General features: G+C 75.1%; 16 protein-coding genes. All 16 read right to left on the bottom strand.

Features of this window, described 5'->3' with window-relative positions:
• Positions 1–12: 12 nt before the first annotated feature.
• A complete protein-coding gene (locus ACFU5J_RS17155) occupies positions 13–429 on the bottom strand; it encodes a YkvA family protein (RefSeq protein ID WP_430575263.1) in 417 nt (138 codons plus the stop codon).
• An 8-nt stretch (positions 430–437) separates the two neighbouring features.
• The gene (locus ACFU5J_RS17150; RefSeq protein ID WP_430575262.1) at positions 438–1,370 is read right to left on the bottom strand and encodes an RluA family pseudouridine synthase; all 933 of its coding nucleotides are present in this window, start codon (positions 1,368–1,370) and stop codon (positions 438–440) included.
• A 3-nt stretch (positions 1,371–1,373) separates the two neighbouring features.
• Complete coding sequence (locus ACFU5J_RS17145; protein ID WP_430579538.1) at positions 1,374–2,024, bottom strand: signal peptidase II; 651 nt, start codon at positions 2,022–2,024, stop codon at positions 1,374–1,376.
• 76 nt (positions 2,025–2,100) lie between these two features.
• A complete protein-coding gene (locus ACFU5J_RS17140) occupies positions 2,101–2,562 on the bottom strand; it encodes a TraR/DksA family transcriptional regulator (protein WP_430575260.1) in 462 nt (153 codons plus the stop codon).
• Between the two features lie 159 nt (positions 2,563–2,721).
• Positions 2,722–3,354: a DivIVA domain-containing protein gene (locus ACFU5J_RS17135; RefSeq protein ID WP_430575259.1), complete on the bottom strand. Its 633-nt coding sequence runs from the start codon at positions 3,352–3,354 to the stop codon at positions 2,722–2,724.
• A 154-nt stretch (positions 3,355–3,508) separates the two neighbouring features.
• Positions 3,509–3,799 carry a YggT family protein gene (locus ACFU5J_RS17130; protein WP_430579537.1) on the bottom strand — a complete coding sequence of 97 codons (291 nt, stop codon included), beginning with the start codon at positions 3,797–3,799 and terminating at the stop codon, positions 3,509–3,511.
• Positions 3,800–3,913: 114 nt separating this feature from the next.
• The gene (locus ACFU5J_RS17125; protein ID WP_430579536.1) at positions 3,914–4,387 is read right to left on the bottom strand and encodes a cell division protein SepF; all 474 of its coding nucleotides are present in this window, start codon (positions 4,385–4,387) and stop codon (positions 3,914–3,916) included.
• Between the two features lie 134 nt (positions 4,388–4,521).
• Positions 4,522–5,331, bottom strand: a complete 810-nt coding sequence (locus ACFU5J_RS17120; protein ID WP_430579535.1) for a polyphenol oxidase family protein — start codon at positions 5,329–5,331, stop codon at positions 4,522–4,524.
• A 7-nt stretch (positions 5,332–5,338) separates the two neighbouring features.
• Entirely contained in the window at positions 5,339–6,688 is a 1,350-nt protein-coding gene (ftsZ, locus tag ACFU5J_RS17115; protein ID WP_430575255.1) for a cell division protein FtsZ, read from the bottom strand.
• A 211-nt stretch (positions 6,689–6,899) separates the two neighbouring features.
• Complete coding sequence (locus tag ACFU5J_RS17110; protein WP_430579534.1) at positions 6,900–7,850, bottom strand: cell division protein FtsQ/DivIB; 951 nt, start codon at positions 7,848–7,850, stop codon at positions 6,900–6,902.
• Positions 7,850–9,358, bottom strand: a complete 1,509-nt coding sequence (murC, locus tag ACFU5J_RS17105) for a UDP-N-acetylmuramate--L-alanine ligase (protein WP_430579533.1) — start codon at positions 9,356–9,358, stop codon at positions 7,850–7,852. Before murC ends, ACFU5J_RS17110 begins: the two co-directional genes overlap by 1 nt.
• On the bottom strand, positions 9,355–10,527 hold the full coding sequence (gene murG / locus ACFU5J_RS17100; RefSeq protein ID WP_430575252.1) for an undecaprenyldiphospho-muramoylpentapeptide beta-N-acetylglucosaminyltransferase: 1,173 nt from the start codon (positions 10,525–10,527) through the stop codon (positions 9,355–9,357). Before murG ends, murC begins: the two co-directional genes overlap by 4 nt.
• 10 nt (positions 10,528–10,537) lie before the next feature.
• Entirely contained in the window at positions 10,538–11,875 is a 1,338-nt protein-coding gene (gene ftsW / locus ACFU5J_RS17095; protein ID WP_430579532.1) for a putative lipid II flippase FtsW, read from the bottom strand.
• A 40-nt stretch (positions 11,876–11,915) separates the two neighbouring features.
• Positions 11,916–13,394 carry a UDP-N-acetylmuramoyl-L-alanine--D-glutamate ligase gene (murD, locus tag ACFU5J_RS17090; protein ID WP_430575250.1) on the bottom strand — a complete coding sequence of 493 codons (1,479 nt, stop codon included), beginning with the start codon at positions 13,392–13,394 and terminating at the stop codon, positions 11,916–11,918.
• Positions 13,391–14,473 carry a phospho-N-acetylmuramoyl-pentapeptide-transferase gene (gene mraY / locus ACFU5J_RS17085; RefSeq protein WP_430575249.1) on the bottom strand — a complete coding sequence of 361 codons (1,083 nt, stop codon included), beginning with the start codon at positions 14,471–14,473 and terminating at the stop codon, positions 13,391–13,393. The genes murD and mraY overlap by 4 nt, the downstream gene beginning before the upstream one ends.
• Entirely contained in the window at positions 14,470–15,930 is a 1,461-nt protein-coding gene (gene murF, locus ACFU5J_RS17080; protein WP_430575248.1) for a UDP-N-acetylmuramoyl-tripeptide--D-alanyl-D-alanine ligase, read from the bottom strand. The genes mraY and murF overlap by 4 nt, the downstream gene beginning before the upstream one ends.
• Between the last annotated feature and the right edge of the window lie 17 nt (positions 15,931–15,947).

Below are 15,947 nucleotides of genomic sequence, written 5' to 3'. Positions count from 1 at the left end.
CTCACACCGGTGTCACCAGCGCACGAGGAGGCGCAGCACGCGCAGCCCGTCCTCCGTGCCCGGCCAGTGGCGGCGCACGACGTCGGGCCCGGCGCTGCGCACCACCGCCCGGAGGACGAGCACGACCACGACGACGTCGTCGGCCCAGCCCAGCACGGGGATCACGTCGGGCACGATGTCGAACGGCATCGCGAGGTAGGCGAGCAGCACCGCGACCAGCGCCCGCACGCGGCGGGTGAGGGTCCGGTCCACCGCGAGCCGCCGGACCAGGCGCAGGACGTCCGGCAGCAGCCGTACCGCGCCGCGCAGCGAGCCGCGGCCGGTGCGCCGGCGCACGACGAGCAGTCCGACGAACAGCACGCCCCACAGGGCGAGCACGGCGACGACGAGCCCCAGGAGCAGGTCGGCCCAGACCGGCAGGTCGCGCACCGGGGTACCTACCGGTACGCCCCGCGGACGACCTCGAGCGCGTGCGCCAGGTCGTCGGGGTACTCGCTGGTGACCTCCACCCAGCGGCCGGTGAGCGGGTGCTCGAAACCGAGCCGCACGGCGTGCAGCCACTGGCGCTCCAGCCCGACCTTCGAGGCGAGCACCGGGTCCGCCCCGTAGGTGAGGTCGCCCACGAGCGGGTGCCGCACGGCCTGGAAGTGCACCCGGATCTGGTGCGTGCGCCCGGTCTCGAGGTGCACCTCGACGAGCGACGCGGAGGGCAGCATCTCGAGCACCTCGTAGTGCGTCACCGAGTGCTTGCCGTCCGCCACGACGGCGAACTTGTAGTCGGCGCTGGGGTGGCGGCCGATGGGTGCGTCGATCGTCCCGGTGGTCGGCTCGGGGTGGCCCTGCGCGAGCGCGTGATAGACCTTCTCGACCGTGCGCTCCTTGAACGCCCGCTTGAGCCCGGTGTACGCGGCCTCACTCTTGGCGACGGCCATGAGCCCCGACGTGCCGACGTCGAGCCGGTGCACGATGCCCTGGCGCTCGGCGGCGCCGGACGTCGCGATCCGGTAGCCGGCCGCGGCGAGCGCGCCCACGACGGTGGGCCCGGTCCAGCCGGGCGACGGGTGCGCCGCGACGCCGACCGGCTTGTCGACGACGACCACGTCGTCGTCCTCGTACGCGATGGACATGCCGGGCACGGGCTCCGCGACCACGGCCGGCGTCGCCGCGCGGGCCTCCGGGACCGTCACCTCGAGCCAGCCGCCGGCGACCACGCGGTCGGACTTGCCGACCTCCCGCCCGTCGAGCAGCACGGCGCCCGACGCCGCGAGGTCGGCCGCCTGGGTGCGCGAGAAGCCGAGCATCCGCGCGAGGGCCGCGTCGACCCGCTCGCCGGCGAGCCCGTCCGGGACGGGCAGCGTGCGCGTGGACACTCCTCAGCGCCCCTCGTCGACGTGCCGGCGGCCGTCGAGGCCGATCCCGCGGAACGACAGGATGACGATGAGCGCCGCCGCCGCGACGATGGCGATGTCTGCCACGTTGCCGACGAAGACGCCGTAGTCGATGAAGTCGACCACGTACCCGCGCGCGAAGCCCGGCTCGCGGAAGAAGCGGTCGCCGAGGTTGCCCACCGCGCCGCCGAGCAGCAGGCCCAGCGCGACGGCCCAGCCCACCGAGCCGATCCGCCGGATCGCTCGCAGGATCACCACGACGACCACGACCACGACGATCGTGAGCACCCACGTCATCCCCGTCGCGATCGACAGGGCCGCGCCCGGGTTGTAGATCAGCCGCAGCTGCAGCAGCTCTCCGACCAGCGGCTTCGGCTCGCCGCCGAGCACCAGCGCGGACTCCGCCCACCACTTGGTGAGCTGGTCCACCAGCAGCACGAGCGCGGCCAGGACGAAAGTCCAGGTGATGAGGCGGCGACGGCGCTCGGCCGGCACGGGCGCGACGTCCGCCTCCGGCTCGGTCGACGCGCTCTCGGGGGCGGCGTCGGCGGGCGCGCCCGTCACGGGCTGCTCGGGGGCGCCGTCGCGGGGCGCGGGCTCGGGGGCCGGGGCGGAGCCGGCGGGCGTGGTCGACATCGTCGGCCAGTCTAGGCGGACGGCGCCCGCCGCAGGACCGGCGGCGCCGAACCGGCGCCGCCGGACGCGAGCAGGGTCAGCGCCGCTCCTCGCGCGCCTTCGCCTCGACGGACAGCGTCGCGCGCGGGAAGGCCTGGAGGCGGGCCTTGCCGATGGGCAGCCCCGTGATCTCGCAGGTGGCGTAGGTGCCCTTGCGGATGCGGTCGACGGCGTGCGCCGTCTGCGCCAGGAGGTCCCGCATGTTGTTGACCAGAGTGAGCTCCTGCTCACGCTCGAGGGCGCTCGAGCCGTAGTCGGCCTGGTCGTCGCCCGCCCCGTCGCCGGAGTTGCGCAGCAGGTCGGACAGCTCCTGGTCGGCGACGGCGAGCTCGCGCTCGAGGCGCTCCTTGTCCTCGAGCAGGAAGGCCGCGAGCTCCTCCACCTCGTGCAGGGTCCAGGGCTCCTCGCCCTCGCGGACCGGGAACGACTTCACGTCCCGCGAGAGGTGCGGGAAGTTCTCGCGCAGTGCCGCGCGAGTGGTGGTCGAGAGCTTGGCCATCGGTGCCCTTTCCGTGGTGCGTCGACGACGAGTCACCGCAGCGTAAGTGCGCCGAGCGGCCCGCACAACAGCACGCGCGGGGTGGCGCGTGAGTCGTGCGGACCGCTCGGCGAGAGGCTAGGACGAGGGAGCGGGGTGCGCGGGGTGACGGCCCCCCGCTCAGAGCTCCGAGCCGCGGCCGGCCGCGGCGTTCTGCCGCTGCGGCGGCAGGGCCGAGCCCCGGGCGTCGAGGTCGCCCAGCAGGTTCTGCAGGAAGCTCTTGAGGCGCGTGCGGTAGTCGCGCTCGAAGAGGCGCAGCTCGTCGATCTTGCGCTCGAGGAGCGACCGCTCCTGCTCGAGCTGGGACAGCGTGCGGTGGCTCGTCTCCTCCGCCTCGCGGACGATGCGCGTGCCCTCGGACTTGGCCTCCGAGATGAGGCGGTCGCCCTCCTCCTGGCCCGAACGCACGTAGTCGTCGTGCAGCTTCTGGGCCAGCTGGAGCATGCCGGTCGCGGACTCCGGCTCCGCCGGCTGCTGCTTCGCCGCAGCGGGGGCCGGCGCGGGCGCCGGCGTGGGGGCCGGCGTCGGCGTGGGCTGCGACTGCTGGGCCGCGTCCGAGCGGCTCAGCTCGGCGACCCGGTGCTCCGCCGCGGTGAGCTTGGAGCGAAGGTCGTCGTTCTCCTCCTGCACTGCCGTCAGGGTCCGCACGACCTCGTCGAGGAAGTCGTCCACCTCTTCGACGTCGTAGCCCTCGCGGAACTTGGTCGCGGCGAACTTCTTGTTCAGGATGTCCTCTGCCGTCAGCAGCGCCATCGTCTCACCTCATCGTCTTGCAGGATCGTCGGAGACCCGGGTCGCGGGCCGTCTGGGTGACCACGGTAGCGGACACGTTGCCGGGCGACTCGTCCGGGGAGGTCGGGTCGTCCCGCCCACACGACGTCTTCACACGTCAGCGCCGTGGTGAGCGTCACCGACCCAGGTTGAGGAACAGCTGCTGGAGGATCGACGTCCCGATGAACAGGATGAGGAACGCGAGGTCCAGGCGCACCTGACCGAGCGTCAGGGGCGGGATCACGCGCCGCAGCGCCCGCAGCGGCGGGTCGGTGACCGTGTACACGGCCTCCGCGATGACCAGCATGACCCCGCGGGGCCGCCAGTCGCGGGCGAAGAACTGCACCCAGTCGAACACCAGGCGCACGACGAGGCAGAGCAGGAACAGGCCGAGGAGGAAGCCGATGAGGGTAAACACTGCGTTCACGGGACGAACCTACCCGAGCACGCGGCAGGGCCGGGGCAGAAAGCCCCGGCCCTGCGGCGGACGGATCCGTCGGCGCGATCGGTGGGCGGCCGGCCTGTCGACCGGCTCGAGCGATCAGCTCTGGTTGTAGAAGGCCCCGCGGCCGGTCGGCTTCTCCGGCGGCGGCGGCTCCTCGCCGGAGATCTCGACGTGCTCCGGCGAGAGCAGGAAGACCTTGTTGGTCACGCGCTCGATCGAGCCGCGGAGACCGAAGATGAGGCCCGCGGAGAAGTCGACGAGACGCTTGGCGTCCGCGTCGTCCATGTCCGACAGGTTCATGATCACCGGGGTGCCGCCGCGGAACGCCTCACCGATGGTGCGGGCGTCGTTGTACGAGCGCGGGTGGATCGTCGTGATGCGCCGCAGGTCGGAGGCGATCACCGACTCGTTCGCCCCGCCGCGGTGCAGCGGGGTGACCTGCGCCTGGTAGTCGTCACGGTCACGCACCGGTGCCTCCAGCTCCTCGTACTCGTCGAGGTACTCCTCCGACTCCCCCTGGTCGTCGGCGAGCCCCAGGTACAGCATCGTCTTGCGAAGCGCTCCGCCCATCGCCTTGCTCCGTTCGTCGCCACGTCCCGCCCTCCGTCCCGGACGGTGTCACGACGTTAACCACGCCCACAGCGGCATCGGCGCACGACACGCCGGTGTGTCGCGCTCGCAGGGCGTGTCTTCCTCGCGCCACGTCAGATCAGGACGACGACCCCGGCCTGCCGGCCCGTCGTCGTGCCCTGGGCGGTCGCGCGACGGTGGGAGTAGAGGTCGGTGTCGGTGAGCGTGCACCGGTCCACCCGGGTCGCGTCGACCCCTCGCGCGGACAGCTGGGCCAGCACACCGGCGGGGAGGTCGAGCGCGGGCGTGCCCGCCCCGGTGGTCGACCACGTCTCGGGGACGACGTCGGCCACCTCGGCACGCATCTCGGCCGGCACCTCGTAGCAGGTGCCGCAGACCGCCGGACCGACGGCGGCGCGCACGTCCTCGACGCGGGCGCCGCGCGCGAGCATCCCGTCGAGGACCCGGTGGACCACGCCGACGGCGACGCCCTTGCGCCCCGCGTGCGCGACGGCGGCCACGCGGGCCACCGGGTCGGCGAGCACGACCGGGACGCAGTCCGCCACGAGCACCCCGAGCGCGAGCCCCTGCTCCGCGGTGACCATCGCGTCGGCCTCGCCCGCCGCCCCCGGGGGCTCGGCCGAGGACCACTCCGCGAGCTCCGCGGCGCCGAGGTCGAGCACGCGGTCGCCGTGCACCTGCGCGACGAAGGCCACCGGCGCGCCGACCCACTCCCCGAGCCGGGCACGGTTCTCCCGCACCCGGACCGGGTCGTCGCCGGTCGACGTACCCAGGTCGAGCGAGGACCACGGGGCGGGCGACACCCCGCCGTGGCGCGTGGTGAAGCCCGCCACGACGCCCTCCCCGAGGTCCACCCGCAGCAACCCTGCGCCGAACTGCGCCGGCAACAACGCCTCCTGGGCCCAGCCGACCGTCCCGCTCACTCCGCGCTCACTTGAGGAAGTCGGGCACGTCGAGCTCCTCGGCAGGGCGGCGCGGCTCCTCGAACAGCCGCGGCACCTCGACGGGGCGCTCCACCGTGACGCCCTCGCCCTCGGCGTCCTCCACCACCGTGAAGGGACGACGCCCGTCCGCCGGCCGCGCGCTCACCGGCGGGGCCGGCGGCGCGTCGAGGCTCACGGGGACGTCGTCGGGCTCGGCCGGGATCGGCCGGGGCTGGACGCTCGCCGCCGGCACCGACTGGGTGGCGGGCTGCGGCGGGCGCGGCGGCGCCGTCTGCACGCCGGGCGGCGGCACGGGCGCGGTGGCCGGCGTCCCGTCGGCCGACGTGGCCGGCTTGGCGGACGCGCCGGCGATCTGGCCGAGGCCGCGACCGTCCTTGCGCGCCTGGGGCACGCCGCCGTCGAACCCGGCGGCGATGACGGTCACCCGCACCTCGTCGCCCAGCGCGTCGTCGATGACGGTGCCGAAGATGATGTTGGCCTCGGAGTGCGCGGCCTCCTGGACCAGGCGCGCGGCCTCGTGCACCTCGAAGAGGCCGATGTCGCTGCCGCCCTGGATCGACAGCAGGACGCCGTGGGCGCCGTCGATGGAGGCCTCGAGCAGCGGCGACGAGATCGCGAGCTCGGCGGCCTGCACCGCGCGGTCCTCGCCCCTCGCCGAACCGATGCCCATCAGCGCGGACCCCGCCCCCTGCATCACGGACTTCACGTCCGCGAAGTCGAGGTTGATGAGGCCCGGGGTCGTGATGAGGTCCGTGATGCCCTGGACGCCGGAGTGCAGCACCTGGTCGGCGGAGTGGAACGCCGCGATCGCGGAGACGTTCCGGTCCGACATCGACAGGAGCCGGTCGTTCGGGATGACGATCAGGGTGTCGACCTCCTCGCGGAGCGCCTCGATCCCCTGCTCGGCCTGCACGGACCGGCGACGGCCCTCGAACGTGAACGGCCGCGTGACGACACCCACCGTCAGCGCGCCGAGCGCGCGGGCGATGCGCGCCACCACGGGGGCGCCGCCCGTGCCGGTACCGCCGCCCTCGCCCGCCGTCACGAAGACCATGTCGGCGCCGCGCAGGACGTCCTCGATCTCCTCGGCGTGGTCCTCGGCCGCCTTCTTGCCGACCTCGGGGTCGGCGCCGGCGCCCAGGCCGCGCGTGAGCTCGCGACCGACGTCGAGCTTGACGTCGGCGTCCGACATCAGCAGCGCCTGTGCGTCGGTGTTGATGGCGATGAACTCGACACCCTTGAGCCCGACCTCGATCATGCGGTTCACGGCGTTCACGCCGCCACCGCCGATACCGACCACCTTGATCACTGCCAGGTAGTTCTGCGGAGTTGCCACGTCGTTGCCTCTCGGGTCGTTCCTTGTCCCGACGTCCGGTCCTCGCTCCCCCTCGTCGACCCCGCCAGGGTCTAACCTTAAGGTTCGAGTTGAGGGTTAGAGTTATGTCAGGTTGCTGCTGCGATCGACGGTAGGCGCCGCGTCGGGCGCGGCGCCGGACGTCTCCCGGCGTGTCGCGCGCGCCCGGTGCTTGCGCCCGGGACGGCCCGGCTCACCGGGTCACCGGCAGCTCGGGCGACGACACGTCGATGGTGCGCGCGCCGTCGTCCAGCTTGCGCACGGTGCGCACCGCCTCGACCTTGAGGGCCAGCCTCGAGCTCCCGCCCCACACGACCGTGGTGCCGTCGTCGAGCACCGTCGTGACGGCGTCCTGGGTGTCCGCACTGACCTGCTCCACCTGCTTCGCCAGCCCCGGCGGCAGCGCCGCGAGCACGTGCAGCGCCGCCTGGAGCGCCAGCGCGTCGTCCAGCGGCACGTCCACCTGCGGGAGCCCCTGGGGCGCCGAGCCGCGGGTCGCCACGCGGACGCCCGAGGAGTCGAGCAGGGCGAGACCGTCGCCGTCGGGCACCGCCGCCACCGGGACCCGCGGCGTCACCTCCACGGCGAGCCCGTGGGGCCAGGAGCGCGCGATGCGCACGTCCTTGACGCCGCGCAGCCGCAGCACCTGCTCCCGCAGCGACACCGTGTCGAGCCGCGGCAGGGGCGTGCCGTCCGGAGCCTCGACGATCTCGCGGACCGCCCCCTCGTCGACGTACTGGTCCACGCCCGAGACCGAGACCTGCGCCTTCTCGAGCGCCAGGACCGGGGACCACAGGGCGGCCACGCCCAGTCCCACCACCAGCACCACCGCGAGCACCCACGCGAGCACGCGGCGCCAGGCGCGGTGCCGCCGCATCGCCGTGCGCTCGGCGAGCCGGTCCGCCATCGCGGTCGACACGCGCGGGGACACCTCCAGCCCGGCCGGGACGACCGCGGTCGCCTGGGTCCGCGCCGGCTCGGCCCGCTCCGTGCCGCGCGCGGCGGTCCGCGGTGCGCGGCTCGCGCGGGCCGACGGCGCACCCGTGGGGGCGGTCGCCGGGGCCGGGCGCGACGACGCCGAGCGGGTCGCGCCCGTCGCCGGACGCTTGCCCGGGCCGGGGCGAGGTGGGGCTGGCGGTCGCATCACCCCATGCTCTCGTCGCGGGGCGAGCCGGCGGGCGACGCCACGCCGGAGCCACGCGCGGCGAGGTCCGCGAGGATCACGGGTCCGAGCTCGGTCACGTCGCCCGCGCCCACCGTGAGCAGCAGGTCGCCCGGCCGGGCGAGCGCGGAGGCGACGTGCGCCGCCTCGAACCGGTCCTCCACGGCACGCACTCCCCCGCCGGAGGCCGTGCGCTCCAGCAGGTCGGTGATCGTCCGCGGGCCGACCGCCGGGTCGACGTCCTCGCGGGCCCGGTACACCCCCGTGACGACCACCTCGTCGGCGAGCGCCAGGGCGGCGGCGAACCGGTCGGCGAAGATCCGCGTGCGCGAGTACAGGTGCGGCTGGAAGAGGACGACGATGCGGCCGTCCCCCGCCAGCGGGCGCGCGGCCCGCAGCAGCGCGGCCACCTCGGTCGGGTGGTGGTCGTAGCTGTCGAAGACCCGGACGCCGTCGGCCTCGCCCTTGGGCTCGAAGCGCCGGCCGGTACCGACGAACGTCGCCGCGCCGCGGGCCGCCGCGGCGGGGTCGGCCCCGAGCAGCACGGCGGTCACGACGGCCGCCGTCGCGTTGAGGGCGTTGTGCGCGCCGGGGACGGCGAGCCGCAGCTCGCGCGCGGCCGCCCCGAGCGGGCCTCCCGACACGACCGCGGACACCGTGCCCGCGCCGACCACGACGTCGCTGACGCGGACGTCCGCGCCCGCCGCCTCGCCGTAGGTGACGACGGCGCGCCCGGCCTCCCGGTGCGCGGCCGCGAGCGCCGCCGACCCGGCGTCGTCCGCGCACGCCACGAGCGTGCCGCCCGGGACGATCCGGCCCGCGAACTCCTCGAAGGCCCGCTCGAACGCCTCCTGGGACCCGTAGTGGTCGAGGTGGTCGGGCTCCACGTTGGTCACCACCGCCACGAAGGGCGCGTAGTTGAGGAACGAGCCGTCGGACTCGTCCGCCTCCGCGACCAGCACGTCGGAGGCGCCCAGGTGCCCGCCGGGCACCGCGCTCTCGTGGCCGTCGGCGTCGAGGACCCGCACGGTCCCGCCGATCGCGAACGAGGCGTCCACGCCGCAGGCGCGCAGCACGGTCGCCACCATGGCCGAGGTCGTGGTCTTGCCGTGCGCCCCGGCGACGGCCACCGCACGACGGTCCAGCATCAGCGACGCGAGGGCCTGCGAGCGGTGCAGCACCCGGACGCCGGCCGCGCGCGCGGCCGCCAGCTCGGGGTTGGTCTCCCGCACGGCCGAGGACACCACCACCGTGTCGACCAGCGGCGCGCCGTCCGGGCCCACGACGTGCGCCGCGTCGTGGCCGACCCACACCCGCACGCCGTCGGCGCGCAGCGCCTCGAGCGCCGGCCCGGCGACGGCGTCCGAGCCCTGCACGTCCGCCCCGCGGGCGGCCAGCAGCCGGGCGACGACGGAGACGCCCGCCCCGCCCACGCCCACGAGGTGCACCCGCCCGAGGGCCTCGACCGGCAGCACGTCCGCGGCGCTCACGCCGGGTCCCCCGCACGGGACCCGGCGCCCGCCGCGACGGCCTCCGCGACGAGGTCCGCCACGCGGGCGGCGCCGTCGCGCACGCCGGTCGCCCGCGCCGCGTCCGCCATCGACTCGAGGCGGGCCCGGTCGGCGAGGAGCGCCGGCACGTGCTCGGCGACCCACGCGGGGGTGAGGTCCGCGTCGTCGACCAGGAGACCGCCGCCCGCCTCGACGAGGGGCGCGGCGTTGAGCCGCTGCTCGCCGTTGCCGATGGGCAGCGGCACGTAGACCGCCGGCACGCCGAGCGCCGCCAGCTCGCACACGGTGCCCGCCCCCGAGCGCGCGACGACGAGGTCCGCGACGGCCAGCGCGAGCTGCATCTCCGAGAGGTACTCGCGCACCTGGTAGCGCGCGGCCTCGTGCCCGCCTGCGGCCGTGGCGGCCTCGACGGCGGTACGGACCGGGCCGTCCTTGCCCTTGCCCGTGAGGTGCAGCACCTGGACGCCTGCGCGCAGCAGCGCGTCCACCGCGCCGGCGAGCGCCGCGTTGACCGAGGCGGCGCCCGAGGAGCCGCCCGTGACGACGAGGGTGGGCAGCGCAGGGTCGAGTCCGAGCGCGTCGGCCGCCTCGACCCGCGCGCCGACCGGGTCCGCCTCGCGGCGGGCGACGAGGTCCGCGATCTCCGCACGCAGCGGCAGGCCCACGACCTGCGCGCCGGGCAGCGGGGTGCCGGGGAACGTCGCGCCGATGCGGGCCGCCCACCGGGCGCCGAGCTTGTTGGCCAGGCCGGCGCGCGCGTTCTGCTCGTGGATGACCACCGGGACGCCCTTGCGCCGGGCGGCGAGGTAGGCCGGCGTCGAGACGTACCCGCCGAACCCGACGACCGCCTGGGCACCGATCTCGTCGATCGCGGCCTCCGCCGCCTTCACGGCGGCGCTGAGCCGGCCGGGCAGCTTCAGCAGGTCGACGCTCGGGCGCCGCGGCAGCGGCACGCGCGGGATCGGCCACAGCCGGTAGCCGCGCTCCGGGACGAGGTCGGCCTCGAGCCCCGACGTGGTGCCGAGGGCGAGGATCCTGGCCTCCGGCTCGCGGGCGCGGAGCTCGTCCGCGACGGCGAGGAGGGGGTTGACGTGGCCGGCGGTGCCGCCCCCGGCGAGGACGACGGACGTGACTGCAGAGCTCTTCACACGCAGGACCCTATCGGCCGGAGCGGTCCCCGCGGCCCTGCCCGCCTCCGCGACGCCCGCGGCGCGAGAGCACGGCGACAGACCTCCGCACCACGCTGCGGCGCGCGGCGAGGGCCTCGGCGGCGCCGGGCTCGCTGCGCGCGAAGCTGATCACCATGCCGAGGGCCACCATCGTGGTGATCAACGCCGACCCGCCGGCCGAGACCAGCGGGAGCGGGACGCCGATCACGGGCAGCACCGCGGTGACCACGCCGATGTTGACGAACGCCTGGCCCACCACCCAGCAGCCGACGGCGGCCGTGGTGATCTTCACGAACGGGTCCGGGTGCCGGCGCACGACCCGCGCCATCGCGACCCCGAGGACGGCGAACAGCGCGAGCACCAGCAGCGTCCCGAGCAGGCCGAGCTCCTCCCCGATCACGGAGAAGATGAAGTCATTGTGCGCCTCGGGCAGGTACTTCCACTTCTCGCGGCTGGCGCCGAGCCCGACGCCGAACAGCCCTCCCGTCGCGAGCCCGTACAGGCCGTGGATCGACTGGTAGCACTCGCTCGCGGCGTCGCAGGTGGAGCCGTAGGTCGCGAGGATGCGGGTGAGACGGTCGGAGCTCCCCTGGTTGACGATGAACGCCCAGCCCACCACGAGGGCCGCGCCCACCCCGCCGACGGCGAGCATCGACGCCGGGGCGCCCGAGACCCAGTACGCGCCGAGTCCCAGCAGCGCGATGATGAGCGCCGTGCCGAGGTCGTTGCCCATCATGACGAGCCCGAGCACCGCGGCGAGGCCGATCGCGCCCGGGACCAGCGCCTGGGTCCAGCTGCCCAGCAGGCGCTGCTTGCGGCCCAGCACCGCGCCCAGCCACACGGCGAGGGCGAGCTTGGCGAGCTCGGACGGCTGGATCCGCAGCGGTCCCAGCGACAGCCAGTTCTGGTTGCCCTTCACCGTGTCGCCGAAGAGGACCACCGCGGCCAGCAGCGCGAGCGCGACGATCAGGGCGGGCCAGGCGAACCGCTTGTACCAGCGCACGGGCAGGCGGGCGGCGATCAGCATGAGCGGCAGCCCCATGAGGGCGTACCGCGCCTGCACCAGGAACGCGGCGTACGGCGAGCTCCCCGCCGCGATCGACGTCACCGTCGAGCTGGAGAGCACCATGACGAGCCCGATGACGAGCAGCAGCCCGGTGGCGCCGACCAGCAGGTAGTAGCTCGTGACGGTGGAGTTCCACTGCCCGAGCCACGGCCGCTCGGCGGACTTCTTCGACGCCCCCTTCGACGGGCCGGGGGTCCGGCCCTTCGACGGCCGGCCCGCGGACCCGCGGGGTCCGCGCCGGGTGCCCGTCGTGACCGCCATCCCGACACCCCTCGCTCGCGTTGCGACGGCTGCCTGCCGCCTACAGCTCCGCCACGGCCGTGGCGAACGCCTCCCCGCGCCGGGCGTAGGAGGCGAACTGGTCCTGCGACGCACCGGCGGGCGCCAGCAGCACGGTGTCGCCCGGCCGTGCCAGGTCCCGTGCCGCCGCGACCGCGCGCCGCATCACGGACCCAGTGTCGCCGGGATCGACCACGACGACGGGGACCTCGGGGGCGTGTCGGCCCAGCGCGCCCCGGATCGGCTCCGGGTCGACGCCGATCACCACGGCGGCGCGCAGGCGGTCGGCACGGTCCGCGACCAGCGCGTCGAACGACGCCCCCTTGGCCAGGCCTCCGGCCACCCACACCACCGTCCCCGCGGGGAAGCCGGCGAGCGAGGCCGCCGCGGCGTGCGCGTTCGTCGCCTTGGAGTCGTCCACCCAGGCCACGCCGTCGAGCTCGCGCACCCGGGCGATGCGGTGCGCCCCCGGCCGGAAGGCCCGCAGGCCGTCCCGCACGGCGGCGGGCGACACGCCGTGGGCGCGGGCGAGCGCGGCCGCGGCCAGCGCGTTCGCGACGACGTGCGCGGGCACGGCGCTCCCCTCGGGGCCCGGGGCGAGGTGTGCCAGGTCGGCGAGGGTGCCCAGCTCGGCAGCGGTGCGCTGCCGGTCGCGGGCGCCCGGCGCCGCGTGGAAGGCGCGGTCGACGAGCACGTCCTCCACGACGCCGAGCTGGCCGGGGCCGGGGGCACCGAGCGTGAACCCGACGGCGAGCGCGCCCTCGGTGACGTCGGCGTCGCGCACGAGCTCCTCGGTGCGCGGGTCCGCCAGGTTGTACACGCACGCCCGCTGGGCGCGGGTGTAGATCCGGCCCTTGTCGGCGGCGTACGCCTCGAGCGTGCCGTGCCAGTCGAGGTGGTCGGCCTCGACGTTGAGCACCGCGGCCGCCTCGAACGACGTGCTGAGCGTGTGGTGCAGCTGGAAGCTGGACAGCTCGACGGCGAGGACGTCGAGCGAGGGGTCCTGGGCGGCCTGGACGACAGGGGTGCCGACGTTCCCGACGGCCGCCGCGCGCAGGCCCGCCGCGGCGAGGATCGACGCGAGCATCTCGACGGTGGTCGTCTTGCCGTTGGTGCCCGTGACGGCGAGCCAGGGCGCGGGCCCGCGGCGCTCCTCGGGGCCGGCGCCGTCCGGACCGGGCGTGCGGTCGACCCGCAGCCGCCAGGCGAGCTCCACCTCGCTCCAGACGGGGACGCCCGCGGCGCGCGCCGCCGCGAGCAGGGGCGCGCGCGGCGCCCACCCCGGCGACGCGACCACGAGGTCCGCCTCCGCGACCAGCCGCGCCGCGGTCGCCGGGTCGTCGGCGTCGCGCACGTCGGCGTCGGCGGCCCGGCCGTCGACCGTCACGACCGAGCCCGCCCGGCCGGCGAGGGCCTCGACGACCGCCCGGCCGGTGACGCCGAGACCCGCCACGACGACGCGCGCGCCGTCCGGCAGGGTCGCGGGGACCGGCTGCGTCACGTGGCCACCCACTCGGCATAGAAGATGCCCATGCCGAGCGCGGCGAACAGGCCCGCGATGAGCCAGAACCGGATGACGATCGTGACCTCGCCCCACCCGGACAGCTCGAAGTGGTGGTGCAGCGGCGCCATCTTGAACACGCGCCTGCCGGTCATCTTGAAGAAGCCGATCTGGATGACGTCCGACATCACGATGATGACGAACATCCCGCCGATGATGGCGGCGAGGATCTCCGTGCGCGACAGGATCGAGATGCCGGCCAGGGCGCCGCCGAGGGCGAGCGCCCCGGTGTCGCCCATGAAGATCTTCGCGGGGCTGGCGTTCCACCACAGGAAGCCGATGCAGGCGCCCGCCACCGCCGCGGCGACGATCGCCAGGTCCTGCGGGTCGCGCACCTCGTAGCAGCGCGGCCCGGCCGCCGCGAGCCGCTGGCACGACTGGTTGAGCTGCCAGATGCACACGAGGACGTACGCGCCGAAGACGATGATCGACACGCCGGTGGCCAGGCCGTCCAGGCCGTCGGTGAGGTTCACCGCGTTGGACCAGGCCGTGATGAGGAAGTTCGCCCAGACCACGAAGAGGATCAGCCCGACCGTCACGCCGGCGAAGGCCAGGTCGAGGTTGGTGTCCCGCAGGAACGAGATGCGCGTGGACGCGGGCGTCCGGGCGTTCGCGTTCGGGAACTGCAGGGCCAGCACCGCGAAGCTGATCCCGACGAAGCCCTGGCCGATGATCTTCGCCTTCGGCGTCAGGCCCAGCGACCGCTGCTTGCGGATCTTCGTGAAGTCGTCGAGGAAGCCGACCACGCCGAGACCGGTCATCAGGTAGAGGCACAGCAGCGCGGACGCGCTCGGCGGCCGGCCGGCGACCAGCATCGACACCGCCACGCCGACGAGCGCCGCGGCGATGATGACGACGCCACCCATCGTCGGGGTGCCGCGCTTGGTGAAGTGTGCCGTCGGACCGTCCTGGCGGACGAACTGGCCGTAGTTGCGGTGGATGAGGAACCGGATGAACAGGGGCGTCCCGAAGAGCGCGACGAGCCCGGAGACGCCGGCCGAGACCAGGATCGCGATCACGGGGCGACCTCCACGGCGGGTTCGGCGGACGCCGGACCACCCGCGGCGAGCTCGTCGCCGAGCTCCCACAGCCCGGACCCGAGGGACGACTTCACGAGGACGACGTCGCCGGGCTCGAGCGCCTCGGCGAGCACCGCGCGCGCGGCGTCGAGGTCAGGCACGAAGACCGACTCCTCTCCCCAGGAACCCTCCTGCATGGCTCCCTCGTGGATGTGGTACGCCCCGTCGCCGACGACGACGAGCAGCTTGACGTTCAATCGCACCACGAGGCGGCCGATCGCGTCGTGCGCGGCGCGCGCACCGTCCCCCAGCTCGAGCATCTCGCCGAGCACGGCGACCGACCGGCGCGACCGACCGGCCATGACGGCCAGCGCGCGCAGCGCGGCGCGCATCGAGTCCGGGTTCGCGTTGTACGCGTCGTCCACGACGGTCACGCCGTCAGGACGCTCGGTGACGGCCATCCGGTGCGGGCTGACGGGCGTCGCACGCGACAGCCCGGCCGCGACCGCCTCCACCGTGCCCCCGAGGGCGAGGACGACGGTGGCCGCCGCGAGCGCGTTGCTCACGTGGTGCGCGCCGACGAGCCGCAGCTCCACCGGGGTCGCGTCCGCTCCGCCGACGACGAGGCCGAACCGGGCCCGGCCGGAGGTGTCGACCTCCACGTCCGCGGCGCGCACGTCGGCCGACGAGATGGTGCCGAAGGTGGTGACGGTGTGCTCCGGCGTCGCGAGCGACGCCATCGCCGCGACCCGCTGGTCGTCGGCGTTGAGCACGACGGTGCCCGCGGGCACGACGCCCGAGACCATCTCGGCCTTGGTCGCCGCGATCGCCTCGACCGAGCCGAACTTGCCCACGTGGGCGACGCCGACGGCGAGCACGACGCCCACGTCGGGCGGCGCGACACGGGTGAGGTACGCGATGTTGCCGGGGCCGTCGGCGCCCATCTCCAGGACGAGGTACCGGGTGGCCGCGGTGACCCGCAGGACGGTCAGCGGCAGTCCCACCTCGTTGTTGAACGAGCCCGTCGGCACCACGAGCGCCTCGGCGGGCGCGACGCCCTCGGGCAGCAGGTCGGCCAGGAGCTGGCCCAGCAGGTCCTTGGTGGTCGTCTTGCCCACGGAGCCGGTGACCGCGACGACCCGCAGGTCGCCCCCGGCGCGCACGCGCGCCAGGACGGCGCGGGCGAGGTCGCCCAGCGCGGCCTGCACGTCGTCGACCACGACCGTCGGCACGCCCTCGAGCTCACGGGCGGCCAGGACCAGCGTGGCTCCGGCCTCGACCGCGCCGCGGGCGAAGTCGTGCCCGTCGACCCGCTCGCCCGGGAGCGCGACGAACAGGCTCCCGGCCCCGACGCGGCGGGAGTCCACCTCGACGGGCCCGGTCACCGGCGTGTCGGCGGCGGCGTGCAGCCGTCCCCCGGTCGCCTCGGCGACGTCGGCGGCGGTCAGCGCGATCATGCGGTCGTCCTCTCGTG

This window comes from Isoptericola sp. NPDC057559 (genome assembly GCF_042801555.1).
Taxonomy (GTDB): domain Bacteria; phylum Actinomycetota; class Actinomycetes; order Actinomycetales; family Cellulomonadaceae; genus Isoptericola.
This window is presented reverse-complemented; position numbering and strand designations above follow the sequence as displayed.

Coding starts and splice junctions, on each gene's coding strand:
- ACFU5J_RS17140 (WP_430575260.1), bottom strand. CDS start 2,562: ATGGCCAAGCTCTCGACCACCACTCGCGCGGCACTGCGCGAGAACTTC.
- ACFU5J_RS17110 (WP_430579534.1), bottom strand. CDS start 7,850: ATGCGACCGCCAGCCCCACCTCGCCCCGGCCCGGGCAAGCGTCCGGCG.
- ACFU5J_RS17125 (WP_430579536.1), bottom strand. CDS start 4,387: ATGGGCGGAGCGCTTCGCAAGACGATGCTGTACCTGGGGCTCGCCGAC.
- ACFU5J_RS17145 (WP_430579538.1), bottom strand. CDS start 2,024: ATGTCGACCACGCCCGCCGGCTCCGCCCCGGCCCCCGAGCCCGCGCCC.
- murF (WP_430575248.1), bottom strand. CDS start 15,930: ATGATCGCGCTGACCGCCGCCGACGTCGCCGAGGCGACCGGGGGACGG.
- ftsW (WP_430579532.1), bottom strand. CDS start 11,875: ATGGCGGTCACGACGGGCACCCGGCGCGGACCCCGCGGGTCCGCGGGC.
- ACFU5J_RS17135 (WP_430575259.1), bottom strand. CDS start 3,354: ATGGCGCTGCTGACGGCAGAGGACATCCTGAACAAGAAGTTCGCCGCG.